At 66.2% G+C, this 26,407-nt stretch carries 26 protein-coding genes; 19 read left to right on the top strand and 7 right to left on the bottom strand.

Annotated features, from left to right (window positions below; all coding sequences use genetic code 11):
- Positions 1–69 precede the first annotated feature (69 nt).
- From K7G82_RS28215 to K7G82_RS28180, 8 genes are all read left to right on the top strand, one after another.
- Positions 70–1,188 carry a type 1 glutamine amidotransferase domain-containing protein gene (locus K7G82_RS28215; protein ID WP_222993666.1) on the top strand — a complete coding sequence of 373 codons (1,119 nt, stop codon included), beginning with the start codon at positions 70–72 and terminating at the stop codon, positions 1,186–1,188.
- 8 nt (positions 1,189–1,196) lie between these two features.
- Entirely contained in the window at positions 1,197–1,883 is a 687-nt protein-coding gene (locus tag K7G82_RS28210) for a response regulator transcription factor (protein ID WP_222993664.1), read from the top strand.
- Entirely contained in the window at positions 1,880–3,169 is a 1,290-nt protein-coding gene (locus tag K7G82_RS28205) for a sensor histidine kinase (protein WP_222993662.1), read from the top strand. The genes K7G82_RS28210 and K7G82_RS28205 overlap by 4 nt, the downstream gene beginning before the upstream one ends.
- Positions 3,170–3,263: 94 nt before the next feature.
- The gene (locus K7G82_RS28200) at positions 3,264–4,055 is read left to right on the top strand and encodes an SDR family NAD(P)-dependent oxidoreductase (RefSeq protein ID WP_222993660.1); all 792 of its coding nucleotides are present in this window, start codon (positions 3,264–3,266) and stop codon (positions 4,053–4,055) included.
- Positions 4,056–4,173: 118 nt separating this feature from the next.
- On the top strand, positions 4,174–4,608 hold the full coding sequence (locus K7G82_RS28195; protein ID WP_246623946.1) for a hypothetical protein: 435 nt from the start codon (positions 4,174–4,176) through the stop codon (positions 4,606–4,608).
- A gap of 119 nt (positions 4,609–4,727) precedes the next feature.
- Positions 4,728–4,943 carry a hypothetical protein gene (locus tag K7G82_RS28190; RefSeq protein WP_222993856.1) on the top strand — a complete coding sequence of 72 codons (216 nt, stop codon included), beginning with the start codon at positions 4,728–4,730 and terminating at the stop codon, positions 4,941–4,943.
- A gap of 105 nt (positions 4,944–5,048) precedes the next feature.
- Entirely contained in the window at positions 5,049–5,828 is a 780-nt protein-coding gene (locus K7G82_RS28185; RefSeq protein ID WP_222993658.1) for a sulfite exporter TauE/SafE family protein, read from the top strand.
- Positions 5,829–5,845: 17 nt separating this feature from the next.
- Positions 5,846–6,193: a DUF952 domain-containing protein gene (locus K7G82_RS28180; RefSeq protein WP_222993839.1), complete on the top strand. Its 348-nt coding sequence runs from the start codon at positions 5,846–5,848 to the stop codon at positions 6,191–6,193.
- Positions 6,194–6,199: 6 nt separating this feature from the next.
- Here the strand turns inward: K7G82_RS28180 and K7G82_RS28175 are convergent, their stop codons facing one another.
- Positions 6,200–6,670, bottom strand: coding sequence for a hypothetical protein (locus K7G82_RS28175; RefSeq protein WP_222993656.1), 471 nt, complete (start codon positions 6,668–6,670; stop codon positions 6,200–6,202).
- Between the two features lie 229 nt (positions 6,671–6,899).
- Between K7G82_RS28175 and K7G82_RS28170 the strand changes: the two genes are divergently transcribed.
- The gene (locus tag K7G82_RS28170) at positions 6,900–7,949 is read left to right on the top strand and encodes an alpha/beta fold hydrolase (RefSeq protein WP_222993653.1); all 1,050 of its coding nucleotides are present in this window, start codon (positions 6,900–6,902) and stop codon (positions 7,947–7,949) included.
- Positions 7,950–8,115: 166 nt separating this feature from the next.
- Here K7G82_RS28170 and K7G82_RS28165 read toward each other — a convergent pair whose 3' ends face one another.
- From K7G82_RS28165 to K7G82_RS28155, 3 genes are all read right to left on the bottom strand, one after another.
- Complete coding sequence (locus K7G82_RS28165; RefSeq protein WP_222993650.1) at positions 8,116–8,601, bottom strand: hypothetical protein; 486 nt, start codon at positions 8,599–8,601, stop codon at positions 8,116–8,118.
- 108 nt (positions 8,602–8,709) lie between these two features.
- Complete coding sequence (locus tag K7G82_RS28160; protein ID WP_222993648.1) at positions 8,710–9,582, bottom strand: alpha/beta fold hydrolase; 873 nt, start codon at positions 9,580–9,582, stop codon at positions 8,710–8,712.
- Positions 9,583–9,584: 2 nt separating this feature from the next.
- A complete protein-coding gene (locus K7G82_RS28155) occupies positions 9,585–11,891 on the bottom strand; it encodes a TonB-dependent receptor (protein ID WP_222993646.1) in 2,307 nt (768 codons plus the stop codon).
- Between the two features lie 185 nt (positions 11,892–12,076).
- On the opposite strand from K7G82_RS28155, the gene K7G82_RS28150 reads away from it, so the two are divergent.
- The 7 genes from K7G82_RS28150 to K7G82_RS28120 all read left to right on the top strand — a co-directional run bounded on the left by K7G82_RS28150 (position 12,077) and on the right by K7G82_RS28120 (position 18,909).
- Positions 12,077–12,685, top strand: a complete 609-nt coding sequence (locus K7G82_RS28150; protein WP_222993644.1) for a TetR/AcrR family transcriptional regulator — start codon at positions 12,077–12,079, stop codon at positions 12,683–12,685.
- 33 nt (positions 12,686–12,718) lie between these two features.
- Positions 12,719–13,663: a helix-turn-helix domain-containing protein gene (locus tag K7G82_RS28145; RefSeq protein ID WP_222993642.1), complete on the top strand. Its 945-nt coding sequence runs from the start codon at positions 12,719–12,721 to the stop codon at positions 13,661–13,663.
- A 170-nt stretch (positions 13,664–13,833) separates the two neighbouring features.
- The gene (locus tag K7G82_RS28140) at positions 13,834–14,466 is read left to right on the top strand and encodes an FMN-binding negative transcriptional regulator (RefSeq protein WP_222993640.1); all 633 of its coding nucleotides are present in this window, start codon (positions 13,834–13,836) and stop codon (positions 14,464–14,466) included.
- Between the two features lie 13 nt (positions 14,467–14,479).
- Positions 14,480–16,003, top strand: a complete 1,524-nt coding sequence (locus tag K7G82_RS28135) for an amino acid permease (RefSeq protein WP_222993638.1) — start codon at positions 14,480–14,482, stop codon at positions 16,001–16,003.
- Between the two features lie 3 nt (positions 16,004–16,006).
- Positions 16,007–16,975 (top strand): alpha/beta hydrolase, encoded by a 969-nt coding sequence (locus K7G82_RS28130; RefSeq protein WP_222993636.1) that lies wholly within the window; start codon positions 16,007–16,009, stop codon positions 16,973–16,975.
- Positions 16,976–17,130: 155 nt separating this feature from the next.
- Positions 17,131–18,234: a helix-turn-helix transcriptional regulator gene (locus K7G82_RS28125; RefSeq protein ID WP_222993634.1), complete on the top strand. Its 1,104-nt coding sequence runs from the start codon at positions 17,131–17,133 to the stop codon at positions 18,232–18,234.
- A gap of 105 nt (positions 18,235–18,339) precedes the next feature.
- Positions 18,340–18,909, top strand: a complete 570-nt coding sequence (locus K7G82_RS28120; protein ID WP_222993632.1) for a septal ring lytic transglycosylase RlpA family protein — start codon at positions 18,340–18,342, stop codon at positions 18,907–18,909.
- 57 nt (positions 18,910–18,966) lie between these two features.
- On the opposite strand, the gene K7G82_RS28115 is transcribed toward K7G82_RS28120, so the two are convergent.
- On the bottom strand, positions 18,967–19,440 hold the full coding sequence (locus K7G82_RS28115; protein ID WP_222993630.1) for an Lrp/AsnC family transcriptional regulator: 474 nt from the start codon (positions 19,438–19,440) through the stop codon (positions 18,967–18,969).
- Between the two features lie 130 nt (positions 19,441–19,570).
- Here K7G82_RS28115 and K7G82_RS28110 point away from each other — a divergent pair, with 130 nt between their 5' ends.
- Both K7G82_RS28110 and K7G82_RS28105 read left to right on the top strand, forming a co-directional pair.
- Entirely contained in the window at positions 19,571–19,942 is a 372-nt protein-coding gene (locus K7G82_RS28110) for a nuclear transport factor 2 family protein (protein WP_222993628.1), read from the top strand.
- A 281-nt stretch (positions 19,943–20,223) separates the two neighbouring features.
- A complete protein-coding gene (locus K7G82_RS28105; RefSeq protein ID WP_222993626.1) occupies positions 20,224–20,538 on the top strand; it encodes a hypothetical protein in 315 nt (104 codons plus the stop codon).
- A 185-nt stretch (positions 20,539–20,723) separates the two neighbouring features.
- Here K7G82_RS28105 and K7G82_RS28100 read toward each other — a convergent pair whose 3' ends face one another.
- Positions 20,724–21,530: an agmatinase family protein gene (locus tag K7G82_RS28100; RefSeq protein WP_222993624.1), complete on the bottom strand. Its 807-nt coding sequence runs from the start codon at positions 21,528–21,530 to the stop codon at positions 20,724–20,726.
- A gap of 56 nt (positions 21,531–21,586) precedes the next feature.
- Positions 21,587–25,048 (bottom strand): indolepyruvate ferredoxin oxidoreductase family protein, encoded by a 3,462-nt coding sequence (locus tag K7G82_RS28095; protein WP_222993622.1) that lies wholly within the window; start codon positions 25,046–25,048, stop codon positions 21,587–21,589.
- A 194-nt stretch (positions 25,049–25,242) separates the two neighbouring features.
- Here K7G82_RS28095 and K7G82_RS28090 point away from each other — a divergent pair, with 194 nt between their 5' ends.
- A complete protein-coding gene (locus K7G82_RS28090; protein ID WP_222993620.1) occupies positions 25,243–26,394 on the top strand; it encodes a pyridoxal phosphate-dependent aminotransferase in 1,152 nt (383 codons plus the stop codon).
- Positions 26,395–26,407: the final 13 nt, after the last annotated feature.

Here is a 26,407-nt window from a genome sequence, read left to right as displayed (position 1 = left end):
CTTGATTTGACGCTCATTTGACGGGCGCCGATCTAGCCCGGCCGCATCCACCCGAATGCGGAGCGTGCCATGTCCAGATTTGTGTTTTTTCTTCTCCTCGCCTTCTCCACGATCCTGCCGATGGCCGCCCATGCCGCGCCGGGGGCGAGGATATTGCTGGTTGTTTCCGGCCATGGCCGCGACGGCGGCAAGACCCAGCCCGGCTTCGAATTCGACGAATTCGCCCAGGCCTATGCGGTGTTCCGCGACAATGGCCTGGCGATCGATGTCGCCAGCCCGAAGGGCGGCCGGGTGGAGGCCGACGACCATGATCGCGACAAGCCTTACAACAAACGGCTGCTCGCCGATGGCGCGGCGATGGCGATGCTTGCCACGACGCGCGCCACCGCCGATGTGAAGGCGGAGGATTATGCCGCTGTCTTCGTGATCGGCGGCAAGGGCGCGATGTTCGACCTGCCAGCCGATCCGGCGCTGCGGACCCTGCTTGCACGCGTCCATGCGGCGGGTGGCGTGGTCGCGGCGGTTTGCCACGGCCCGGCGGCGCTGGTCGCGGTGCTGCGGCCCGACGGTACGCGGCTGGTCGCCGGACGGGCGGTGACGGGCTTTACCAACGAAGAGGAGGCGATGTTCGGCAAGCGCTGGGCGAAAGACTATCCCTTCCTGCTCGAAGACGCGTTGCGCGCGGCCGGCGGCCTTTATGCCGGGGCGCCGATGATGCTGCCCTTTGTCCGCTCCGACGATCGCATCGTCACGGGCCAGAATCCCTATTCGACCGCACTGACGGCGGAGGCGGCGCTGCGCGCGATGGGGCGCACGCCTACGCCGCGCACGCCCTGGGCCGATGAGCGCAGCCTGTTGCTCGTCGTCGAGGCGCTCGCGGGAAAGGCCGACGAGGCCCGCGCGGCGCTTGCACGCGAGCCGGCGCTCTACGACATGCCGCTGATCGGCATGTACGGGGTCTATAGCGCCAAGAGGCCGGGCATCGGCGGTGCGGCGCTTGCCGATTCCCTGATGGTGATGGCGCTGGCCGAGCCGCATTTCGCGCATCCCAGGCTTCAGCTTGCGATGGCGGAAGCCGAACGGACGCTGGGCCGGACGGTGGCGGCGCGGGCGCGCGTCGAAAAGTTGCTGGCGCAATCGCCCGACATGAAGGAAGCCAAGGCGTTGCTGACCGCAATCGGGGAGTGAGCGCGCCCATGGACCGGGGCCTGGATATCGTGCTGATCGAGGATAATGACGCGCTTGCCCGCAACATCGCCGATTATATGGAGGCGCGCGGGCACCGGATCGATTTCGCGGCCGATGGCCCCCATGGGCTGGCGCTGGCGGTCAAAGCGCAGTGCGACGTCGTCATCCTCGATCTGGCACTGCCCGGGCTCGACGGCATCGCCTTGTGCGCGGCGCTGAGGGAACGCGCGAGCCGGCATGTGCCCGTGCTGATGCTGACGGCGCGCGACACGCTCGATGACAAGCTCCAAGGCTTCGCGGCAGGGGCGGACGATTATCTGACCAAGCCCTTCGCGCTCGCCGAACTCGATGCGCGCTGCCGTGCCCTGTCGCAGCGTCACCGGCTGGGCGTCGATCATGTGTTGACGATCGGCGCGCTCGAGATCGACCGCCGGCTCGGCATCGCCCGGCGCGAGGGGCAGGACTTGCGGCTGACCCCGATCGCCTATCGCATCCTGTTGCTTGTCGCCGAGGCGCATCCGCGACCGCTGCCCCGTTTCGAGCTGAGCCGTGGGATCTGGGGTGAAGATCCGCCCGATTCCGATGCCCTGCGCGCGCACGTCCATCTGCTGCGCCAGGTGCTCGACAAGCCGTTCGGCCACGCCATGCTCGAAACCGTGCACGGCGTCGGTTTCCGGTTGCGGCCCGGGCCGTGAGGCGCGCTTCCAGCCTCAGGCAGCGCATCATCCTGTGCTTCCTGGCGACGACAGGGGGCGCATGCCTGTTGTTCGGCTTTTTTGCCTTTCTGTTCGCCTATTCGGTGGAAGATGGCCTGTTCCAGGATGCGCTGCGGAGCGAGGCCACGCATCAGCAGGCCTATTGGGCGGCGCATCGGCGTTTCGACCGGCCGGGGCGCGATTATATCGCGATCCATGCCGATCCCTCGGCCTTTCCGGCCGATCTGCGCCGCCACTATGGCGTCGAGCCCGGGCGGACGGAATTTCCGGGGGACGACGGGCGCCATTATCATGTGATGTCCTTCGACGTGCCGGGACGGGTGGATCCCGCCTATGTTGTCGCCGAGGTCAGCCGCCATCTCGTCGTGCGTCCGCTCAGGCGCGAGATGCTGGTCTTCCTGGCGATCTGGACATTGGGGCTGCTCGCCGCGACCGGGCTGATCGGCTATTGGCTGGCGAGCCGCGCCACCGAGCCGTTGACCCGGCTGGCGCGCCTCGTTTCGGATACGCCGCCCGATCGCGTGCCCGCGATTGCCGCCGCGCATTTTCCTCCCAATGAGATCGGCGTGCTCGCGGGCGCGCTGGATCGCGCATTCGGGCGTATCCGTGCCTTTGTCGATCGCGAAAGCCGCTTCACGCGCGATGCCAGCCATGAATTGCGCACGCCGCTGGCGGTGATCCAGAGCGCGACCGAACTGATCGCGACCGGGCGCGACCTGCCGCCCGCCATCGCCGCGCCGCTGGCGCGGATCGCGCATGCCGGCGAAGATATGGACCGCACGATCGGGCTGCTGCTCGAACTGGCGCGCGAGGAGAATGCGGGCGCCGCGACCGGGAGCGTCGCCTTGCTGCCATTGATCGAAAAGGCGGTGCTCGATGCCAGCGAACGGTTCGGTGGCGGTGAACGCGACGTGACGATCGCGGTGCCGGAGGGGCGGATGGTCCAGGCGAGCCGCACCGGCCTGGCGCTGATCCTGGCCAATCTGATCGGCAACGCGTTCCAGCATACATCGGGCGGGCGCCTGTCGATCGCGATGGCGGGCGACGCACTGGTCATCGCCGATAGCGGGCCGGGCATCGCGCCCGCCGTCGTCGGCAGTGCCGGCATACCGTTCGTGAAGGGCGCGGAAAGTGGCGGACATGGGCTGGGCCTGTCGATCGTCAAACGGCTTTGCGACCGCGACGGCATCGGCTTCGATGTGGAGACGGTTGAGACCGGCGGCGCGCGTATACGGCTGTTGTTCGGGTCTGCGTCATGCGATTGATGCGCCCAGCGCACAGATGCTTGTCCCGCTCGCGAAATAGTCGCGCGCCGTCCGCGAGCCTAGATGATGCACGAAACCCCATCGGAGACCTGTGATGGACCTGCAACTGAACGACAAGACCGCGCTGGTGACCGGCGCAACTGCCGGCATCGGGCTGGAGATCGCCAGGACGCTCGCCCGCGAAGACGCGAGGGTGATCGTGGCGGGGCGGACGCGGGCGAAACTCGATGCAGCGATCGCCGATATCCGCGCGACGGGCGGGGTGGCGGTGGAGGGCGTGCTGGCCGATGCCGCGACCGCCGAAGGCGCGGCGGCGCTGGCGGCGGCGGTCGACCATGTCGATATCCTGGTCAACAATCTCGGCATCTATGAAAGCAAGGCGTTCGGCGACATCACCGATGCCGACTGGAGCCATATCTTCGACGTCAATGTGATGAGCGGCGTGCGACTGTCGCGCGCCTATATGCCGCAAATGCTGGAGCGCAACTGGGGGCGGATCATCTTCATCTCCAGCGAATCCGGCTTGGCCGTGCCTGCGGACATGATCCACTACGCCACCACCAAGACGGCGCAGCTTTCGATCGCGCGCGGGCTGGCGCAACTGACGCGCGGCACCGGCGTCACCGTCAATTCCGTAATGCCCGGACCGACGCGCTCGGAAGGGATCGAGGATTTCCTGCGCGGCCAGGCTAGCAACCCCAGCGCGCCGATCGCGGAGATCGAAGCCGAATTCTTCGCCAGCGCGCGCGCATCCTCGTTGATCCAGCGCATGATCGATGCGGAGGAAATCGCGAATCTGGTCGCCTATCTCGCCAGCCCGCGATCCTCGGCCACCAATGGCGCGGCATTGCGCGCGGAAGGCGGGCTGGTGAACACGATCGCCTGATCCGATCGATATCGCCGGAACCTTGCGGGTTCCGGCGATGGAGTGATCCGGGCATGCGCGTTACCAGGCTGCAACAATCGGACATCTCCCATACATGTCGCGCCGCTAGGGTCGTCCGATGATCCCGATCGACAGGATGCGCCGTCCGACGGCATTCGCGCTGGCGGCCACCTTGATCCTGCTGGTCGTGCCACCGGCGCAGGCCGAAATGCCGCCGCAGAAGCAGACGATCGAAATCACGGTTTTCGGCAACGATCCCTGCCCGCAATCGGACGATCCGGAAGAGATTGTGGTGTGCGCGCGGTTGCCGGAGGGCGATCGCTTCCGCATTCCCAAACGCTTCCGTGACGAGAAGCCCGAGGATGCGCCGGCCGAGATGGCCTGGGGCAGCCGGGTGGACACCATGAACAGCATCACGCGCTTCACCCGGCCCAACAGCTGTTCTGTCGTGGGGTCGGGCGGCCAGACCGGCTGCACCGCCGCGATGCTGAGCCAGTGGTTCGCCGAACGCCGGGCGATGAAGGCGGCTGAGAATGAAGGCAAGGTGCCGTGATCGCCCGTTTTCCCGATGAACAAAAGGTCATTCCGCCGCCAGCATGAGGCGGGGTGGCGACTGTCATGATGCCTGTCTCGCCCGGATCGTCCGGGTGGGGGAGAAGGAGGCAGAAGATCATGACATTGCACCGCATCTTCCGTTCGAGCGCGATCCTGTCCGGCGCCGCCATGCTGGCGCTGACCGGGGCGGCGGCCGGCGCCGCGCAATGCCGCGACGCGCACGGCAAGTTCATCAAATGCGCCACCGCCAAGCCCGCGCCGGCCAGCGTATCCGGGCGGTGCCGCGACGCGCATGGCAAGTTCGTCAAATGCGTGGCTGCCAAGGCGCATTGAGTCGTCCGCGCTCGCTGACTATGAGCATCGGCGCCCGCGCCGTTCGCGCGGGCGTCGTCGCGGCCGCCATGGCGTGACGCGAAACCGGGGGCGGCGGGAGTATCGATGACGGCGATCCACCCGCTTTATTCGCTGGCCGGGCTGTTCGTCGGCATTCTTGTCGGGATGACCGGGGTTGGCGGCGGGTCGCTGATGACGCCGATCCTGGTGCTGCTCTTCGGTTTCCATCCGGCCGTCGCCGTGGGGACCGATCTTCTCTATGCGGCCGTCACCAAGAGCGTCGGCAGCGCCGTCCATGGGTGGCGCCGCTCGGTCGAATGGCGCATCGTCGGCCGGCTCGCCGCCGGCTCCCTTCCGGCCGCATGCCTGTCGTTGCTCGTTCTGTCGCATATGGGGCGCCCATCCGCCGCGACGGCGCATCTGATCACCGTCGCATTGGGAGTGGCATTGCTCGCCACCGGGCTTTCGCTGGTGTTCCGCCGGCAGATCCTCGCCTGGTCGAGCGCGCATCGCGTCGATCGCGGCGAAGTGCGGACGACGATATCGACCATCGCGCTCGGCATGGTGATCGGGGTGGCGGTGGCGCTCACATCGGTGGGGGCCGGCGCGATCGGGGCGACGGTGTTGCTCGCGCTCTATCCCCGCCTGTCGATCAGCCGCATCGCCGGCACCGATATCGCGCATGCCGTGCCGCTCGCGCTGGTCAGCGGCATCGGGCATTGGTGGATGGGCAATGTCGATGTTTCGCTGCTCGCGTCCCTGTTGCTCGGCTCCGTGCCGGGAATCGTGATCGGCAGCCTGGTGGCGTCGCGCGTGGACGAGGGGCGCCTGCGGCTGATCCTGGCGGTGACGCTCATCATCGTCGGCGTGCAATTGATCCTCTGATGGCGGGGTTTGAGAAGATGACCGATCCGATCGCTTACAAGGTTCTTCGCGCCGGGGAACTCGCCCGGCTCGAGGCCGACGGCCGCTTCGAAGGCGCGCCGATCGATATCGCCGATGGCTATATCCATATGTCGACGGCGGCCCAGCTTGCCGGAACGATCGACAAGCATTTCGCGGGCCAGGATGGCCTGACGATCGCGGCGGTCGATCTTGCCGCGCTCGGCGATGCCGTCCGCTGGGAGCCTTCGCGCGGCGGCCAGCTCTTCCCGCACCTCTATACGGCGCTGCCGCTGAGCGCGGTGCTTGCCTATGGCGCGCTCGAGCGCGACGGTGGGGGGATGATCCGTCTGCCCGTCGCCGGTTGATCGGCGTCAGTCGATCAGGCCGCGCGCCTTCAGGAACGCCAGATAGCGTTCGTCCTCGGTCACGAAGATGTCCGGGCCGGCGCCGCGATAGGCGCTCAGCAGCTTTTCGGCCGCGCGATCCTCTTCTCCCGCATCGAGCAGGATCTGGCCGAGCCGAAGATTGAGGAAGGCCTGTGCCGGGCCGCCCGGGCACCGCATCGCATATTCCAGCGCCTGGCGCGCCTCGACGAATTTGCCGGATAGGAAACAGGCATCGGCCAGCGCGCCCATCACCCACACCGATTCGGACCAGAGCGTCTGCGGGCTTGGAACAAGCGCCCAGGCGCGCCGGTAATCGGCGATGGCCTCGTCATAATAGCCGTTCGCGGCAAGCGCATCGCCCTCCGTGCAGAAGTTCCGGATCGCGTCGCGAAGGCCGGTCGGCAAAGGTGTGGCACGTGCGGTAATGGTCGTCGCTCCCGATCGAGTGGACGTCATTATAGATCAGCGGCGATCGAATTGCATCGGATCCGCGATCGACCGGTCCGGAGCGGCTTTTCAGATCAGGATAGCGAGTTCCGTTGGGGAAGGTCGGAATTCCGAGGAAGTCGCTTGTAATATTGAGGATTTAATCCTGATAAGAAAATAATTGCTCGAACGGAAAATTCGTGATTAGCTCCGATCGGATGACGTGCGTGCGGCGCGCGCGCGAAAAGGGGAGCGGGCGATGGTGGAAATGACCAGGGGGCGGCGGGTTCTGCGCTGGCTGAAGCGGATCGGCATCGGCCTGGGCGGGCTGCTGCTGACGCTGCTGGTCGTCGGGATCGTCTATGAGCAGATCGCACGATACCGCGCGACGCGCGACTATCCGCCGCGCGGCCAGCTGGTCGATATCGGCGGCCGCAAGATGCATGTCGATTGCCGCGGCAAGGGCTCCCCCACCGTAATCTTCGAAACCGGGCTCGACAGCGGCGGATCGCTGAGCTGGGATCGCGTTCACGATGCCGTCGCGCAGACGACGCGCGCCTGCGCCTATGACCGCGCCGGCGTGATGTGGAGCGATCCGACGCCCGGCAAGCAGGATGGCGAGACGGTTTCCGACGATCTTCATGCCATGCTGAAGGCGGCGGGCATCACCGGCCCGCTGGTGATGGTCGGCCACTCGCTGGGCGGGCCGTACATCATGAATTACGTCCGCAAATATGGCGATCCGGTGAAGGGCGTGGTGTTCGTCGACACCTCGCATCCCGATCAGGTGAAGCGGATGGCCAATCCCAAGATGGACGCATCGGGCAGCAACTGGCTGCAGGACCTGGTGATCTCGACGTCATGGACCGGGCTGCTGCGCGCGGTCGCGCCGCCGTCGGACATTCCGGGTATGTCGGAACGGACCAAGACGGTGAGCGCCGCCTATCAGCCGCAGACGCTTGCCGGATCGATGAAGGAAGCGGCTTCGCTCAACGACATCTTCGCGCAGGCGGGCAAGCTGCGCACCCTGGGCGATCGCCCGCTGGTGGTGCTGACCGGCGCCGAACCCTATTCCGACCAGATCCTGGCGGCGACGGGGCTGACGCGTGCCGAGGCCGACAAGATCCAGTCCATCTGGAAGGTGCTGCAGGCGGAGGAAGCGAGCTGGTCGACGCGCTCGCGGCACGAGATCGTGCCCGATTCGGGCCATTTCGTTCAGGATCAGCGGCCCGATCTGGTGATCAAGGCGGTGCGCGAGGTGGTCGATCAGGTGCGAGCGGACGAGGCGAAGGCGGCGTCCGGGAGCTGAGCAACGCCGACGCCCCTTGCGCTGCGGGGATGGAATTGAGCGGGCTGCACGCAATCCGCATCGGTCCCCGCTGCAATCGAGGATCTCCGGAAAACGGGCGGATCCGTCACCATGCAGGACGTCGGTGATTGCAGTGACGGATTCCAGGCCGCTGGCGATCGGCGGATCAGGAAACCGGCACGGTGAAGTTCATCTGTATGGTCGCTTCGGTGGGTGATTGTTCGATCACGACCACCGAAAGCGTCCGGCCGTCGACTGCGCTTCCATCCAATATCGTTTCATTGCGATCGCGCACGACGCGGGTGCGCGGCGGCTGGATGTCAAAGCCGGCTCTTCTCATCGACGCCTGATGAAAGGCGGCCACATCGGCGGGGCTGGCGGCGGCATGATAGAGAAGTGTGCCTGTCTTACGCTTTTCGTTGCTGCCGAAGAAGGCGGTTCCGTAGCGCCCGCCCGCATAGGTTTCGACAAAGTCGGGCAGCTTGTCGCGCGGGATCCGATCGCTTGCCAGCCGCGATTGGGCGGTCGTCGCGATGCCGGCCGCCGCCGCGCGGACCGTGCCCGGCGCTTCGGTCGTGGCCGATGGCGCGTCGGCCCCGCAGCCGCTCAATATCAACATGCAGACGGAAATGACGGGATGGATCTTGTGCATAATGCCCTCGTCGAAACGGATCATCTGCGGAGATGCGGATGAGTCTCGCATATCGACAAGAACAGGATCGGCATCTGAAACCGGACATGATCGGCGGCGGTCACGTCATCAAGGCGCCGTTCGAAGAAAGGCTTCGATCGCGTTGCGTGCTGTCGGCTCGTCGAGCCAGGGCGCATGGCCGACGCCGGGCACTTCCGCGAATGCCATATGCGGCGCGGTGCGGCGCATGCGTGCGGCGATCTCGGCGGAAATCAGGTCGGACAATTCGCCGCGCAGCAGCAGCGTCGGGCGTCGCCGCGCGATATGGCGGAACAGCAGCCAGCCGAACGGCACGCGCCGGGGCGGCGGGCGGCGGGCGAAGGGCGCCGCGATGTCCGGATCATAATCGAGCACGGGTTTGCCCGTCTCGTCCTCGACAAAGCTGCGGTCCGCGACCGCGCGCCAGTCGGCATCGGTGAAATCGGGAAAGGCGGCGGCGCTGGTGCGCTTCAGATACGTGACGGCATCGTCCCAGTTCGCGATCGTCACCGGCTTGCCGGCATAGCCCGCGATCCGGTCCACACCCTCCTGCGCGATCTCCGGACCGACATCGTTGAGGACCATGCCCGCCACCGCGCGCGGGCGGATCATCGCGGCGGTCATCGCGATCAGGCCGCCCATCGATGTGCCGACGAACAGCGCCCGCGCCATGCCGAGTGCATCCATCAGCGCGAACATGTCGCGCGCATAGATTGCGGGGCGATAGCGCATCGGATCGGGCGAGCGATCCGATCGCCCCCGTCCGCGTATGTCCACCGCCAGCACGCGGCGCCCTTGTCCGGCGATCCAGGGGGCGAGCTGCGCGAAATCCTTAGAATTGCGCGTCAGCCCATGGATGCAGATCACCGGCAGGCGGGCGGGGCCGGCGGCGGCGGCATAGTCGCGCGCGTAGAGCGACAATCTGTCGCCGGACCGCCAGCGCCGCTCGGCAAAGTCCGCCATGGTCAGAACCGGTATTCGGCCGAAAGCCGGAAGGTGCGCGGCGGCCCGTAAAAGCCGATCACCGACTGGGCGAACTGGTTCGACGGGAAATTATAGCCGCCGGTGCGATAGGCCACGTCGAACAGGTTGCGGCCATGCGCGCCCAGCCGCCAGCGCGTGTCGGGCGAGGTCCAGGTGACGCTGAGATCGGCCAGCGCATAACCGTCCTGGTCGATCGAGGGGATCGGGATCTCGAACAGGTGCACATCGCTGCGGAAGGACAGCGAGGGCACCACCGCGACGCGTCCGCCCGCCAGGTCGGCCTGCCAGTTGAGCGAGACGCTGCCGTTGAATTCGGGCGTGTTCTGGAAACTGCGCTGATCGGCGACGTCGACATATTTGCCGGTGACGAGATCATAGACCAGGAATTCGTTGAACTTCGCATTGGTGTAGCCGAAGCTGAAATTGGCGCTCAGATTGCGACTGAGAATGGCGGTCGCCTCGATTTCCGCGCCATAGATGCGCGAGCTGCCGACATTGTCGACAAAGCTCACCACGCCCGGCGGCGGCGTCACCTTGGGCACCTGCGTCGTCACCTGCTGGCCCTGATAATCGGTGTAGAAGAGCGCGGCGTTCATTCGGAAACGCCCGTCGAGGAAGTCGCCCTTCAGACCGATTTCGTAGGAATCGACGATCTCGGCGTCATAGCCGTTCTTCGTATCGGGCGTGGCGGTGGCGTCGCCGCGCATGTCGAACCCGCCTGATTTGAAGCCCCGGCCATAGGCGGCATAGAGATTGACCGCGTCGCTCGCTTCCCAGGTGAGGCTGACGCGCGGCGTGAATTCGCTGAAGGTCCGCTCGTTGGTATAGTCGGTCAGGATCTGCGGCACGTTGAACGGCGCGGGGAGGGCTGGAACATAAGGCTTGATCAGCGGGCTGCCGATCGTTCCGAAATAATTGGCCTTGAAGACCACGCCTTCCTTCTTGTCGCGCGTCCAGCGCGCGCCGGCGGAAATCTTCAGCCGGTCGCTGATGTCGAAATTGACGTCGCCGAAGATCGCGAAGCTCCGGGTGTCGACCGAGCCGCTGGTGAGCTGGCTGAGCGCGGTGGCGGCGCTGGGGGCGGGCACGAGCACCGCTTCGGGCACCAGGCCACGGCCCAGGATCGTATCGAACGCGCCGCTGGCGCGCGCATCGAGATAATAGACGCCGATCACGCCCTGCAGCCGGTCGGTTTCGATCAGCGCCTGGAATTCCTGGCTGAACTGGCGATCCTTGTAGACGGTGCCGTTGGCGGCGACGTCGAGATAGGGGGCGGGGGTGCCGTCGAAATCGATGCCGGTGCCGCCCGAATGGCCGTCGCGCCAGGCGGTGATCGACTTGAGCGTGAGCGCTTTCGAAACCTGCCATTCGCCGGTGAGCGAGAGGCCTTGCGTCACCACTTCATTGGCGTCGCCCAGGCCGGCGAGCGTATCGTAGCGGCCCGGCAGCACGGCGGTGTTGCTGTTGGGCTCGCGCACTTCGCGATGGCCGTGATTGGTGTTGGACTTGTCCTCGGTCCGGTCCGCCGCCAGGCGGATGAAGATCGCGTCGCTCGGCGTCAGCTCCAGCGAAAGCCGGCCGGAAAGCACGTCCTTGTTGTTGGTCTCCGCGCCGGTGAAGCGGTTCTTGCCGAAGCCGTCGCGATTGTACCAGGCGACCGCCGCGCCCACCGAAATGCCGTCGGCCAGCGGCACCGCGACCGACCCGATCAGATTATATTCGCCATAGGTGCCCACTTCGCCGCGGATCTTGCCGCTGAATTCATCGCCCAGCCGCTTGGTCACATATTTGACCGCGCCGCCGATGGTGTTGCGGCCGTAAAGCGTACCTTGCGGGCCGCGCAGCACCTCGATCCGCTCGATATCGAAAATGTCGAGCACCGCGCCTTGCGGCCGCGCGACATAGACATCGTCGACATACAGGCCGACGCCCGGCTCGAAGCCCCAGAGCGGATCCTGCTGGCCGATGCCGCGAATGAAGGCGGTGAGCGTCGAATTGGTGCCGCGCGAGACCTGGAGCGTCAGGTTGGGCGTCGAGCGCTGCAACGCGGTGATGTCGGGCGCGCCCTGCAGATCGAGCGCGTTGGCGCTGAAGGCGGTGACGGAGATCGGCACGTCCTTCAGGCTTTCCTCGCGCCGCCGGGCGGTGACGACGATGTCCTCGGCCTCGGTGAAGCCGGCGACATCGCCGGCCTCGGCCTGCGCGAGCGCCGGGGCGGCGCCCAGCCCCGCCCAGATGGCGGACCCTGCCAGCAACGCGCGCAGCAGTGCCGATCGATCTTGGTTCATCATTCCCCTCCCGGTTCTATCTGATTCGATACCGTATGAGATAGAAATGCGTCTGGTTGCAGAAATTGTCAATCAACGTGGAGATTGGGTGATCAATTCATCCTTGTTCGTATGATATATGCGCGCGAAGATTGACCTTCGTCACCGCCCGTCCTAGGCCATCGCCTTCCAGTCAGGGATCGACCGTGAATCCGCTTCCACCTCTTCCCTTGCAGCCCGAAATTCCCGGCGCGCCCGCCAGGTCTCGGCCGGGGCCGAAGCCCAAGCTCAGCGCGGAACGCTGGTTCATCGCCGCGCTCGAGATCCTGGCGGTCGGCGGGATCGATGCCGTGCGGGTGGAACTGGTCGCCGAGGCACTGGGCGTGACCAAGGGCATGTTCTACACGCGCTTCCAGTCGCGCGACGCCTTTCTGGAGGCGATGATCGATTATTGGCGCCAGCGTACCACCACCGGCCTGGTCGCGGAGCTGGGCGCCATGGATGCCAGCCCGCAGGGCCGGCTCGCGCGGCTCTTCACCATCTCGCAGACCGATCGCGCGAAGACCGGCGCGTCGATCGAACTCGCCATGCGCACCTGGGCGCTGACCGACGATCGCGCCGCGCGCGCGCTGGCGGAGATCGATCGCCAGCGGCTCGCCTATTTCGAATCCGTCGCGATCGCCAATGGCGTGCCCGCCGATCAGGCGGCGGCGCGGGCGTTCATGATCTACAGCTATGTGATCTGCGACACGCTGTTGCCCGGCGATCGCGATGCCATGCGTGCGATCTGCCAGGGGTTTCTGTCGGGCGCTTGACCCTCCATCAGGTGGAGACGGTAGCGAGTCGCCATGGGAATGAAGGGTTACAGCATCGGCGAATTGGCGCGGCTCACCGGATTGTCGGTCCGGCGCATCCGTTTCTATTCGGACAAGGGCCTGTTGCCGCCGACCACGCGGACGGCGAGCAACTACCGTGTTTACACCGATCTCGATCTTGCCCGGCTCGACCTGATCCGCGCGCTGCGCGGCGCCGGTGTCGGGCTGAAGGACATCGGCAAGCTGCTTGCTCGGCAAATGTCGCTCGCCGAGGTCCTGCGCACCCGTCTCGAGATACTCGATGCCGAGATCGCTGCCCGCCGCCGGGTGGCGGCGGTGCTGCGCGCCACGCTTCGTTCCCATGATCCCACTGACAGTGATCTCAGGAGATTATGGATGATGACCACCTTGTCCAACGCGCGGATGGCCGCGCTGGTGGAACAATTTGTCGAACGGATCGCGGAAGGGGCGGTGATCGACGATGGCTGGCGCGATCGCCTGGTCGATGTCGGCACGCCCGAACTGCCGGACGATCCGACACCCGAACAGATAGAGGCATGGAGCGAACTCGCCACGATGCTGGCCGATCCCGCCTTCATCTCGGAACTGCGGGCGGAAATGGCGGATATGTGGAGCGGCGATTTCGATCCGGCCGCCTATCGCGCGGCCGCCGAACAGGTCCATGGCGCCATCTGCGCGGCGATGGCGGCGGGCGTGGATCCCGGCTCCGAACCGGGGCTGGCGATCGGACGGGACTGGTTGCGGCGATCGGCCGAGGCGATGGCGCGGGTCCCGGATCGGGCGTTTCTCGACTGGCATCTTCGCCAGTATGGCAGCTATCATGGCCGCACCGCTCGCTACCGCCAATTGATGGCGATTTTGCAAGGGCAGCCGGCGGGCGCATCCGCCGCCAACGAATGGACATGGATGCACCAGGCGCTGCTCACGCTTCGGTCCGATCATGGCAGGCCGGATTGAACATGCCCTGATGGAATAGCCAATGGCCCGATCGCACCAGCGAGAAGGTGTCCGCTCGCCTATCCTGACGCGATGAAAAGCCGATCCGCGGCATATCGCGTCGGGCCGGTGCTTTGGGTGACGCGCCGTTGCATGGGCATGGGCATGGGCGACATGGGCAAGGGGAAGGCATGAGCTGTTTCGTTCCACGGGATCCGGCCGATGTGCCCGCCCTGATTTCGGACCATCCGCTTGGCTGGGTCGTTTCGAACGGGGCGGGCGGTTTCGCCGCGACGCCGCTGCCGTTGCTGGCGGAGCTTGACGGTGACGGCCGCATCATCGCGCTGTTCGGGCATTTCGCGCGCGCCAACCGCCATGTCGAGGCGCTTGTCGCCGATCCCCGCGCCATCATCCTGATGCAGGGGGCACAGGGCTATATCTCGCCGCGCCTCGTCTCCAATCCCTCCTGGGGGCCGACCTGGAACTATGCGGTGGCGAAGTTCGAGGTCGAGATCGCCTTCGTGCCGGACGAGAATCGCGATGCGCTGGTGCGCCTGGCGGCGGCGCTCGAGGGGAGCGGCCCGGAGGCGTGGACGATCGAGCGCATGGGCGCGCGCGTCGGGCAGCTTCTGCCCCATATCGTCGCCTTTCGCGCGCATGTGATCGCCGCCGATGCCCGTTTCAAGCTCGGTCAGGACGAAGCGCCGGGCACCTTCGAGGAGATCGTCGCCGGGCTGGCCGATCCCGTGCTTGCCGATGCGATGCGCCACGCGGTGGGCCGGCCGATAGAAGCTGCCGATGCCGTCGAACCGGTCCGGCCATGACGGGGGCAGGCCGATGACCCGTGCACGCAATCGCTATCTGATCCGCAAGCCGCTCGCCGATGTCCGCGACGACAGCGAACATCACGGCCTTCGGCGTGTATTGGGGCCGGTGCATCTGGTGCTGATCGGCATCGGCTGCATCATCGGCGCCGGCGTCTATGTGATGACCGGCACGGCGGCGGCCAACTATGCCGGGCCGGCGGTGATGCTGTCGTTCGTGATCGCGGGTCTTGCCTGCGCCTTTACCGGGCTCTGCTATGCCGAGCTCTCATCGACGCTGCCGGTGTCCGGCGCATCCTACAGCTATGCCTATGCCGCGCTGGGCGAGGCGTTCGCCTGGGGGCTGGGCTGGATGCTGATGCTCGAGCTCGGGCTGGCCGGATCGGCGCTCGCGGTCGGGGTTTCCGGCTATCTGGTCAGTCTGCTCGGCGATTTCGGCGTGCAGGTGCCCGCGATGATCGCGACGCCGTTCATGCGGCCGGAAGCGGGGCAGGCGGGCACGCATTTCGTCACCGGCGGCGGCGTCAACCTCGTCGCGACGGGGGCGCTCGCGTTCTTCGCGCTGATCCTGGTGCGCGGCGTTTCGCAATCGGCGGCGATCAATGCGGTCATGGTGACGGTGAAGGTGGGCGTGCTGATCGCGTTCATCGCTTTCGGCGCGCCGCATGTCGATCCGGCCAATTGGCAGCCCTTCATTCCCGAGAATCAGGGCGGCTTCACCTATGGCTGGCAGGGCGTGCTGCGCGGTGCGTCGATCCTGTTCTTCGCCTATCTGGGGTTCGAGGCGGTGGCGACCGCGGCGCTGGAGGCGCGCAAGCCGCAGCGCGACATCCCGATCGGCATATTGGGCGCGCTCGCGATCGCGACGCTCGTCTATATGGCGGTCGCCGCGGTGCTGACCGGTCTGGTTTCCTATCGCCTGCTCAACGTGCCCGATCCCGTCGCGGTGGCGGTCGAGGCGATCGGGCTGCCGACGCTGACCCTGGTGATCAAGGTCGGCGCGCTGACCGGCCTGTGCTCGGTGCTGATGGTCAACACCTATGCGCATTCGCGCATCTGCTACGCCATGTCGCGCGACGGGTTGCTGCCGCCGCTGTTCAGCCGCGTCCATGCGCGGTTCCAGACGCCGCACCAGGGCACCTGGTTCGTCGCGCTGACGGCGGGCATCGCCGCCGCGTTCCTGCCGATCTCGATGCTCGGCGACCTTGTCAGCATCGGCACCGGCTTCGTGTTCGCGACCGTGGCGATCAGCGTGATGTGGCTGCGCACGACGCAGCCCGATCTGCCGCGCCCGTTCCGCGTTCCGTTCGGCGGCGTGCGGATCGGCGGCATGTGGCTGGGCGTCGTGCCCGTGCTCGCCCTGCTCTTCTGCATTCTGATGATCGGCCCGGTCATCCTCGACATCATCCACAAGGCCACAGTCGGCGAGTGGGTGCCCGCCATCATATTGGGAGTGTATCTGTGCTTCGGTCTCGCCTTCTACCTGCTCTACGGCGTTCGCAATTCCCGCCTCGGCCGCGCATTCGCCGAGGGCTGATCGATGCATGACGGTTCCCCGGTCCTCGACGATCTCGATCCCGATATCCGGCGTTTCCAGCGCGAGGTTGCCGCCGCCTATGGCCGCTATCCCGATTTCGACCGCCTGCCGCTCGCCGAACGGCGGCGCGTTGCGGAAGATGTGCGCGCGCCCTGGACGGCGGGCGGGCCGGTCATGGCCGCGACCGAGGAACGCCGGATCGGGCCGCATGGCGTGCGTATCCGGATCCACCGCCCCGATCATCGGCCGGACATGCCGATCCTGGTCTATATCCATGGCGGCGGCTGGACGATGTTCAGCCTCGACACCCATGACCGGCTGATGCGCGAATATGCCGCGCGTGCGGGTGTGGCGGTGGTGGGCGTCGACTACAGCCTGTCGCCCGAAGCCAAGTTTCCCGTCGCGCTCGACGAGATCGTCTCGGCGATCCGCTGGCTCCGCGCGGAGGGTTCGGCGCTGGGGCTCGATGCGTCGCGCATCGCGATCGCCGGCGATTCGGTGGGCGGCAACATGTCGATCGCCGCCAATCTCCGGCTGCGCGCGGCCGGCGAGCCCGTTCTCGCCGCCATGCTGGTCAATTACGGCGCGCTCGACAGCCGGCCGGTTCATCCGAGCTACACGCGCTATGACGGCCCGGACTATAACCTGACCACCGCCGAGATGGCGGTGTTCTGGGCGAATTACGCGCGCGATGCGGCGGATCTCGATGATCCTTTCGCCTGTCCGATGCGTGCCGATCCGGCGGGCCTGCCGTCCGCCTTCTTCGCGATCGCCGAATGCGACGTGCTGGCGGATGAGAATCTCGCCATGGCGTCGCGCCTGGCGGACGCCGGTTCGGCGGTGACATCGCGCATCTATGCGGGCGCCACGCACAGCTTCCTCGAAGCCGTTTCGATCGCGCCGCTGGCGGACCGGGCGCTGGAAGAGGCGTCTGCCTGGCTGGCGATGCAACTGGGCGGGACGTCCCGATAATGCTCGAACGGCCGGCATGCGGGTGCCCGGTCGGATAAGTCGGCGACCGTCGGGGTTAAGTCGTCGCGCTGCGCGCATCTATCCTGTAGCATGGGCGCAATCGCGTTGGGGCGGCGAGGCCGGCGGTCGGGATCGGCATGGTGCGGGAGGCTGCGATGACGAATCCGAACTTTCCGCCCCGGACACCGGCGACGCGCAGTATCCAGGACATGAAGCGGATGTTCCGCTCCGCCCATGACACCGGCGTTCGCACGCCCGGCGCCGATGACGGCTGGTTCAAGCCGTTGGGGGAGGCGGGTTTCCGGTATGATTACGATATCAATGTCGCGCGCGGCGGCTGGGAGTTTCACGAACTCGGCAATGGGCTGAGCCTGATCGTCACCGACATGGTAGCGGTGATGCCGACGCCGCGCTCCCATCGCATGACCGATCATCTGGTGATGTCGATCGTCGTCGATGGGGTGATACCCTTCGCCGACCCCGGAGGGACGACACCGGCCGATCCAATGACGCGCGGCTTCTGCACCGTTTACGGGCTGCGCGAGGGCGGCGCCGTCGAAACCTTCTACGAGCCGGGCAAGCATCTGCGCTGGATCAGCATCGTCATCGACTGCGAGCACTTCCGGGATGCGACCGGCATTGATCCACGCGCGCTGCCCCAGGACATGCGCGCCTTCCTCGATGGCGACGAACTGCGCGCCCGCCATGTGCCGGTGACGCATCCGGCGGTTTCGCTGGCGGCGGTGCATTTGCTGGAATGCCCTTATGACGGCATGTTCCGCACCGCCTATATGCGGGCAAAGGCCAGCGAATTGATCTGTCATGTGCTTGCCGCGATGACCGATGCCGCGCATGTCCATCTGGGCGAGCGCCTTTCGGCCGCCGATCTCCGCAGGCTTGAGAAGGCGATGCAGATATTGCGCGCCAATCCCCAGGCGCCGGTACGTGTCGACGATCTGGCCGGCATGGTCGGCATGTCGCGCCGTCGTCTCCAGCACGGCTTTCGCCAACTCTATGGCGAGACGGTCTGCAATGTCCGGGATCGCCTGCGGATGGACCTGGCGCTCGATCTGGTGATCGATTCGGACATGCCGATGATCGAGATCGCGCTCGAGACGGGCTATGAGCATCCCGCGAGCTTCACCCGCGCGTTCAAGTCGACCTTCGCCGCGTCGCCGATCGCGGCGCGCAACGCCGCGCGGGCGGGGCGCTTCGCCCGCAGGCGGCAGGAAGCCGCCCGGACACGGCCTGCACCCTGAACCGTCCTCCATCTTCTCCGCACGATGCTTCGCCATGTGCTGTCGCATCGTTTTCTGCGGAAAACCGGTTCCCGTTTTTCCGCACGATGCTTTAGGGACCTAAAGATGCAGGGGCATCCGATCACGATCCGCTTCACGAGCGCAGCGGCGCTGCTGATGCTTTCGGCGTGCGCGGGCGGCAATTTCCGGGATGTCAGCGATACGCCGGTCCGGATCGGGCCGCCCTATTCGGTGCGCGGCACCACCTATGTGCCTGCCGCCGCGCCCGCCTATGACGTGCTGGGCTATGCGAGCTGGTATGGCAGCGAGTCCGGAAACCGCACCGCCAATGGCGAGAAATTCCGCCCCGGCTGGATCACAGCCGCGCACACCACGCTGCCACTGCCGACCTATGTGGAGGTGACGGCGCTCGATACCGGGCGGCGGATCATCGTCCGGGTCAATGATCGCGGGCCGTTCGCGCAAACGCAGCGCATCATCGACCTGTCGCGCGGCGCGGCCGAACAGCTCGGCGTCAAGGCGCAGGGCCATGCCCAGGTGCGCGTCCGCCGCGTCGAACCGTCGGAGCGGGACCGCAAGCGGCTTCGCGAGGGCAAGGCGGCGGCCGGATTGGCGCCGGTGTCGCAGCGCGAGTTGCAGGCGCTCCGAACCCGATTCGCCACCAAGGGGCGCTAGTGGATCGTATCCGACAAAAGCGTCTGCTTTTGACGGAGGTCCGATCCACTCAGACCACTAGATGAAATCCAGCGGCAGCGCGGTCGTATCCTTGATGCCCGATACGACGACGCTGGAATTGACTTCCCTCACGCCGGGAAGCTGCGAGAGCTTCTTGAAGAAGAATTCCTCGTAATATTTGATGTCCTTGACCGCGATCTTGACGAGCACGTCGATGGCGCCGAGCAGGATGTAGCATTCCAGCACTTCGGGCCAGGTCTTGATCCGGTCGCGAAATTGCTGGGTGGCGGTGGCGTCGTGCGCGGCCAGCCGGATGGTGGCATAGACGATCAGGTTGATGCCGATCGCTTCCGGATCGACGATCCAGGTCTGGCGCCGCAACACCCCTTCGTCCTTCAGCCGCTTCACGCGCCGCCAGCAGGGCGGCGGCGTCATGCCCAGCCTGTCCGCGAGTTCGGCGATCGAAAGCGATCCGTCCTGCTGCAGCAGTGACAGGATCGCGCGGTCGGTCTGGTCCAGAGATATAGTCATGCTTGAAATCGCTGAATCCGGGTCATGATATTACTCATATAATCGATAAGTGCGAATGTCCGTCGATGCAATTACCCGGCATCCGTTCGTAGATATCCCGTCAGAACCAACCGCAATCCAGGTAGGGAAGATGGGCACGACACAACCCCGGCAAGGCGTGATCCGGGACTATTATGCGCATATCGACCGGGTCGATCTCGATTGGGTGCTTGCGCTGTTCGCGGCCGATGCCGTCTATGAGCGCGCCGACGCCACCTATTCGGGGATTTCGGAGATTTCGCACTTCTTCCGCGAGGAGCGGCAGATACGCGGCGTGCATGATATCGAACAGCTCTGGGCCGATGACGACAGTGTCGTCGCCTTGGGCGAGTTTCGCGGTGTCGGTGCAGAGGGCGATGCGCGCCGCGTGCGCTTCACCGATGTCTGGCATTTCGGCGCGGACGAGCGTGTGCGGCGGCGCCAGACCTTCCTTGCGCTCGGCCATGGCTATGTGGCGCGCTGAGAAGGCAAACAGCCTCCGAGATCATATATTTGATTTTCACTTTTACGTGCGCATGGTGTAGGGACCCTGCGTTCCTCGAATGAAGGACTTGGACGAAAGCGCGATGCCGAAGGGCGCGATCATGGCTGCGAACGGATGCGCGATGCGACTTAGCATCGGCGCCGGCATGCCGTGCGTGGTATCCGGTGTCCGAATTATGCGCGGTCGGATCGGCTGATCCGACCATCACTGCGCCCGTTGCCGGGCCAAAGCGTTTTTCCTTCGTTCCAGTGAGTTCCGACATGACCGTTATGACTGCGTCCGGCGCATTGCGTCCGGCTTTCCCCTCTCCCGTCTTCCCGCCCAAGATCCCGCGCGAACGCCTGTTGCGCCTGGATGTGGAGGGGGAGCGCGATGCATCCTTCCTCGCCGAACTGCTCGATCTGGTGCGCGCCCATGCGCTGATGCCGCTCGGCATCGCGATCGATTCGGCGGGCGCGCGGATGCGCGTGCGACTGGAATTCGATCGCGCCGCCGACGGTGCGGGCGACGCGCTGGTCGAACGGCTGCGCAATCGCCCCTCGATCCGCAAGGCCGCGTTCGTCACGCAGGATTGAGATCGTCACCGTTGTTTATGCGGTGTCAGGATCCTCCCAACGGTTGGGGCTGTGCTTGGCGACCCCCCTACTTCCTACACACCCCCGCGAAGGAAGGACAAGGGCTTCGACAGGCTCAGCCCGAACGGAGGTGTTGGTGACGCGGCATAAGGCCGGCTTGGCTCATTTTGATGGCGGCCAGCCCTTCATGCCCGATCCTGCGCCATCCGCCCGGCCAGCTCCTTGACGAGCTTGGCCGCGACCGTCGCGGTCATGCCGTTGATGTCGTGGACCGGATTGAGTTCGACGATGTCGGCGCCGATCACCGGGCCGGACAGACGGTCGATCAGGTCGAGCACTTCGCGCACCGAAAGCCCGCCGGGTTCATGGTGCGAGACGCCGGGCGCGTACGCGGGATCCAGGCCGTCGAGATCGATCGAGATATAGACGGGGCCCTTGGGCAGCGCCGCCATCGCCGCGCCATATTGGCGTGCGGTGAAGGCGTTCACGCCATAAAGTTCGATCTGGCCCTTTTGCGTGGCGTTGATCGTGCGCACGCCGATCTGTGTCAGGCTTGCCGCCAGCCCGCCTTCCATGATCCGCGCCATCGGCGAGGCGTGCGAATGCGGGTTGCCGTCGAAATCGGGATAGAGATCGGGATGCGCGTCGATATGCACCAGATGCGGGGCGGGGTGGCCGGCACGGCGCAGCCCTTCCAGAACCGGCCAGCTCACGAAATGATCGCCGCCCAGGAAGATCGCGGGCCCTTCCGCGAACAGGCCTGCCGCCGCATCGGCGATGATATCCAGATCCGCCGGGCTTTCGGTGAGCGCCGCATCGCCGCGATCGCGCAGCAGCCCGTCGCTCTCCAGATCCCAGCCATTTTCGGACCACATGTTGGACGATCCAGAGGCCAGGCTCGCCCGGATCGCGGCCGGCGCTGTCGCCGGTCCGCGCAGATGCGATGAATTGACGTCGGTCGGAAGACCCAGAAGCGAGATCGTGACGGACATGTCTGAAACCCTCGGCTCAAAGCTGAAGGGCGGCCTGCTCGGTCTCGATCACCGCGTCAAGCGGCGGCTTCATGCTCGGCGAGCTTCGCCTGATAGCTCTCGACCGCCGCTTCCTTGACCGGGCCGAAGCCCCGGATCATGTCCGCCAGGCCCAGCAATTGCGTCGCCGACCCGTGATTCTCGGGCGTCAGCCGCCGCAATGCGGTTTCGACCAGCGCTTCGTAGTCGGCGATCAGTCGCCGCTCCATCCGGCGTTCGGCGGTGCGGCCGAACGGATCGAAGGCGGTGCCGCGCAGCCCCTTGGCCGATGCCAGCAGCTTCAGGAACGGGCGCAGCTTCGCCGCGCCGAATTCGCGCTTGCGCGGGCGGCCGTCGGGCGTGCGCCCCGGCAGCATCGGCGGCGCCAGGTTGAACGACAGTTTCGCGCCATCGGCGAAGGTCTGTTCAAGCTCGGCCTGAAGCGACGGATGCGTCAGCAGCCGCGCCACTTCATATTCGTCCTTGTAGGCGAGCAATCTGGCATAGTTGCGCGCGACCGCCATGGTCATCGCGTCGCTCTCCGGCAGTGTGGCCTGTTCGGCCTGGCGGACGCGTTCGACCAGATCGCGATAGCGCCGGGCATAGGCTTCGCCCTGATAGTCGGTCAGATGCGCGCTGCGGGCCGCGATGACGGCGTCGAGCGAATGATCGGGTTGCGGTGCCGCTTCGCCGCGCCGCATCGCCGTCACGCGATCGGGCTGCTCGGCATAGAGGCGCCCGAGCCGGAACGCCATCAGGTTGAACGCGATCGCCGTGTTGTTGAGCGTGACGGCCTGTTCGATCGCGGCGGTGCCGACGGGCAGCAGGCCGCGCTGCGCTGCGACGCCGACCATGAACAGATTGGCGGCGATGCTGTCTCCCAGGATCCCGGTCGCCAGCGCGGTCGCGTCGATCCGCTGGATCGCCTGTTCGCCGATCAGCGCGGTCAGCCTTTGCGTCAGCGCGCCGCCATCCACCGTCGCGTTGCGATCGAACTGGAACGCCACCGTCGAGGTGACATCGCCGTTGACGAGCGCGCGGCTGCGGCCCGGCTCCAGCGTCGATGCCGCTTCGTCGGCAAGCGCCGCGACAAGATCGAAGGCGAGCAGGGCGTCGGTCTCACGCCGGCCGATCTTCTGGCTGGCGATGCGTTCGGGCGTATCGGCCAGGCGGATATGGCTGAACACCGCGCCGTTCTTCTGCGCCAGCCCGGTCATGTCGAACATCGATGCCGCGCGCCCCTCCAGATGGGCGGCCATGCCGATGATCGCGGCGACGGTGATCACGCCGGTGCCGCCGATGCCGGCGACCATGATGTTATAGGTGCCGCGCGCGATCGGGGCGATCGGCGCATCGGGCAGGCCGTCGAGCAGGGTCGTGTCGAAATCGAGCCGTTCGCGCTTGCGCGGCTCGGCACCGTGGACGGTGATGAAGCTGGGGCAGAAGCCGTTCAGGCAGCTATAATCCTTGTTGCAGCTCGACTGATCGATGCGGCGCTTGGTGCCGAATTCGGTTTCGACCGGCGCCAGGCTGACGCAGGTGGACTGCACCGAACAGTCGCCGCAGCCTTCGCACACCGCCTTGGAGATGAAGAGCCGCTTGGGCGGATCGGGATAGAGGCCGCGCTTGCGCCGCCGCCTTTTCTCCGCCGCGCAGGTCTGTTCGTAGATCAGCACGGTGCAGCCGGGAATCTCGCGCAGCTCGCGCTGGACGTTGTCCAGATTGTCGCGATGCTCGATCCGGATGCCGGCGGGCAGCTCGGCATTGCCGCGATGCGCATCGGGATTGTCGCTGACCAGGATGATCGTGCGCACGCCTTCATGCGCCACCTGCTGCGCGATCTCCGCCACCGAGATCGGTCCGTCGACGGGCTGCCCGCCGGTCATGGCGACCGCGTCGTTGTAGAGGATCTTGTAGGTGATGTTGACGCCCGATGCGATCGCGGCGCGGATGGCGAGCAGGCCTGAATGATAATAGGTGCCGTCGCCCATATTCTGGAAGATATGGCTGGTCTCGCTGAACGGGGCCATGCCGATCCAGTTGGTGCCTTCGCCGCCCATATGCGTGGGGAGGAGCGCCTCTTTCGGCCGCACGAAGGTCGCCATCGTGTGGCAGCCGATGCCCGTCATGCTGATGCTGCCGGCGGGAATCCTGGTCGATCGGCTGTGCGGGCAGCCCGAACAGAAATAGGGCGCGCGCCGTGGCAGCGCGGCATTGCCCGTGCTCGTCACGGACCGGGGTGCCAGCGCATCGCGCGCGGTGCGGACGCCGTGGTCGTCGATCCCCAGCCGGTCCAGCCGCGCCGCGATCGCCAGCGCGATCCCGATCGGTTCCAGCGGCATGGCCGACGACATCAATATCGCGCCATCCTCGTCGCGCTTGCCGATCAGGCGCGGGCGTTCGGGCCGGTTGACCAGGATCGACGCGATCTGCGCCTCGACGAAACTGGTCTTCTCCTCGACGACCAGGATCGTGTCGTGGCCCATGGCGAATTCGGCGATGCCCTCGGGTTCTAGCGGCCAGATGCAGCCGACCTTGTAGAGCGACAGCCCCAGCCGTGCCGCCGATGTTTCATCGAGCCCGAGAAGTTCGAGCGCCTGGCGCGTGTCGCCATGGCTCTTGCCCGCCGTCACGATGCCGAGACGGGGCGATTGCGCGCGGAAGATCGTGCGATCGATGCGGTTGGCGCGGACGAAGCGCTGCACCAGCGGCAGGCGGTGATCGACGACGATCAGTTCCTCGCCCAGCGGGTTGAAGGCGCCCGACTGAACATGGACGCCCTCTGGCGGCAGCGTGGGATAGGGCGGGGCGACGGGCGCGAAGCCGGGCAGGTCGATATCCGCCGAAACCGTCTGTTCGACCACTTCGGTCACGCATTTGATGCCCACCCAGGATCCGCTGTAGCGCGACAGTGCGAAGGCGAGCAGGCCGTAGTCCAGGATCTCGGCGGCATTGGCGGGATAGAGCGAGGGGATGAAGGCGGCAGCCATCGCCTGTTCGCTGTGATGCGCGATCGTCGACGACTTGCCGGCATGATCGTCGCCATAGAAGATGGCGACGCCGCCATGGCGGTGCGCGCCGCCGAAATTGCCGTGCTTCAGCGCATCGCCCGACCGGTCGACGCCCGGTCCCTTGCCGTACCAGGCGGCGAAGACGCCGTCATATTTCTGGCCGGGCACCGCGGCGATCTGCTGCGTGCCGCGCACCGCCGTCGCCGCGATATCCTCGTTGAGGCCGGGCTGGAAAACAACGTTCGCCGCCTCCAGTCGTTTGGCGACCGACCAGAGCGTCGTATCGACATTGCCGAGCGGCGATCCGCGATAGCCCGAGATATAGCCGGCGGTGTTCAGTCCATTGGACGCATCGATGGCGTGCTGCGCCAGCAGCACGCGCGCGATCGCCTGGGTGCCGTTGAGCAGGATCCGGCCGCTGTCGACGGTCCATCGGTCATCCAGGCTGACGGCGCGGGGCGCCTGCGGGTCCTTGACTGCGGATGCCATGCCGTCTCTCCATCTCGCACGGCCTCGCTGCCGTCGCCTGCCGTCGTCCCCGTCGCGCTACCGGGGCAGCGCCCACGCAACAACCGTGCAAAAAACCATAGGGGCGGCGCAAGCCCGGCCGGTCCACCCCTGCAATCCATGAGATTGCCCGCCCGCGTCGCCCGCGAAAAGATCATTCGCAGGGGAGAGCCTGAATGACCGCCGAGATCGACGCCTTTCACACCATCGATGTCAGCCGCCATGCCTATGCGCTGCAATCGGCGGGGCGATCGGTTATCCATATGGAGTTCGGCCAGCCTTCGACGGGGGCGCCGCGGGCGGCGATCGCGGCGGCGCGAGAGGCGCTCGACACCGATCCGTTGGGCTATTGGGAAAGCGACGCGCTCAAGCGGCGGATTTCGGAGCATTACCGGCAATCGCATGGCGTCGATATCCGGCCCGAGCGGATCATCCTCACGTGCGGTGCGTCCCCCGCGCTGATCCTGGCGCTGACCACCGCGTTCGCGCCGGGGCAAACCATCGCGACCGCGCGCCCGGGCTATGTCGCCTATCGCAACAATCTGCGCGCGCTGCATATGAAGGTGCTGGAAATCGAGTGCGGCGCCGCGCAGCGTTTCCGCCTGTCCGCCGATGCGATCGCGGCGCTCGATCCCGTGCCCGACGGTCTCGTCATCGCAAGCCCCGCAAATCCGACCGGGACGATCATCGCCCCGGACGAAATGGCGCGCATCGCCCGCCTGTGCGCGGATCGGAATATCCACGTGATTTCAGACGAAATCTACCATGGCCTGAGCTTCGGCGAGCCCGCGCATTCGATGCTGCAATATCTGGATGACGCGTTCGTCGTGAACAGCTTCTCCAAATATTTCTGCATGACCGGCTGGCGGCTGGGCTGGCTGGTGGTGCCGGAAACACATGTCGCGCCCGCCCGCGCGCGCATGGGCAACATGTTCCTGACGCCGCCGTCGCTCAGCCAGCATGCCGGCCTCGCCGCGTTCGAATGCGCGCAGGAACTCGATGGCCGCGTCGAAACGTATCGGCGCAACCGCGAACTCCTGCTCGATGCGCTGCCCGCGCTCGGCCTCGATGCGATCGCGCCGCCCGATGGGGCCTTCTACATCTACGCCTCGGTCGCGCATCTGGGTGAAGACAGCCTGGGCCTGTGCATGAAGCTGCTTGACGAAACCGGGGTGGCGACCGCGCCCGGCATCGATTTCGATCCGGTCGATGGCCGCCATTTCATGCGCATGAGCTTCGCGGTGGAGACACCGCAGATCGAGGAGGCGATCGTTCGGATGAAGAGCTGGTTTCCGGCGCAACCGCGGTTGAAAGCGGCCGGCGGCTGAACCCTGAAACGCT

Source organism: Sphingomonas colocasiae, from assembly GCF_019880585.1.
Taxonomy (GTDB): domain Bacteria; phylum Pseudomonadota; class Alphaproteobacteria; order Sphingomonadales; family Sphingomonadaceae; genus Sphingobium_A; species Sphingobium_A colocasiae.
The sequence above is the reverse complement of the archived record's forward strand: the minus strand, read 5'-3'. Positions and strand labels throughout refer to the sequence as shown.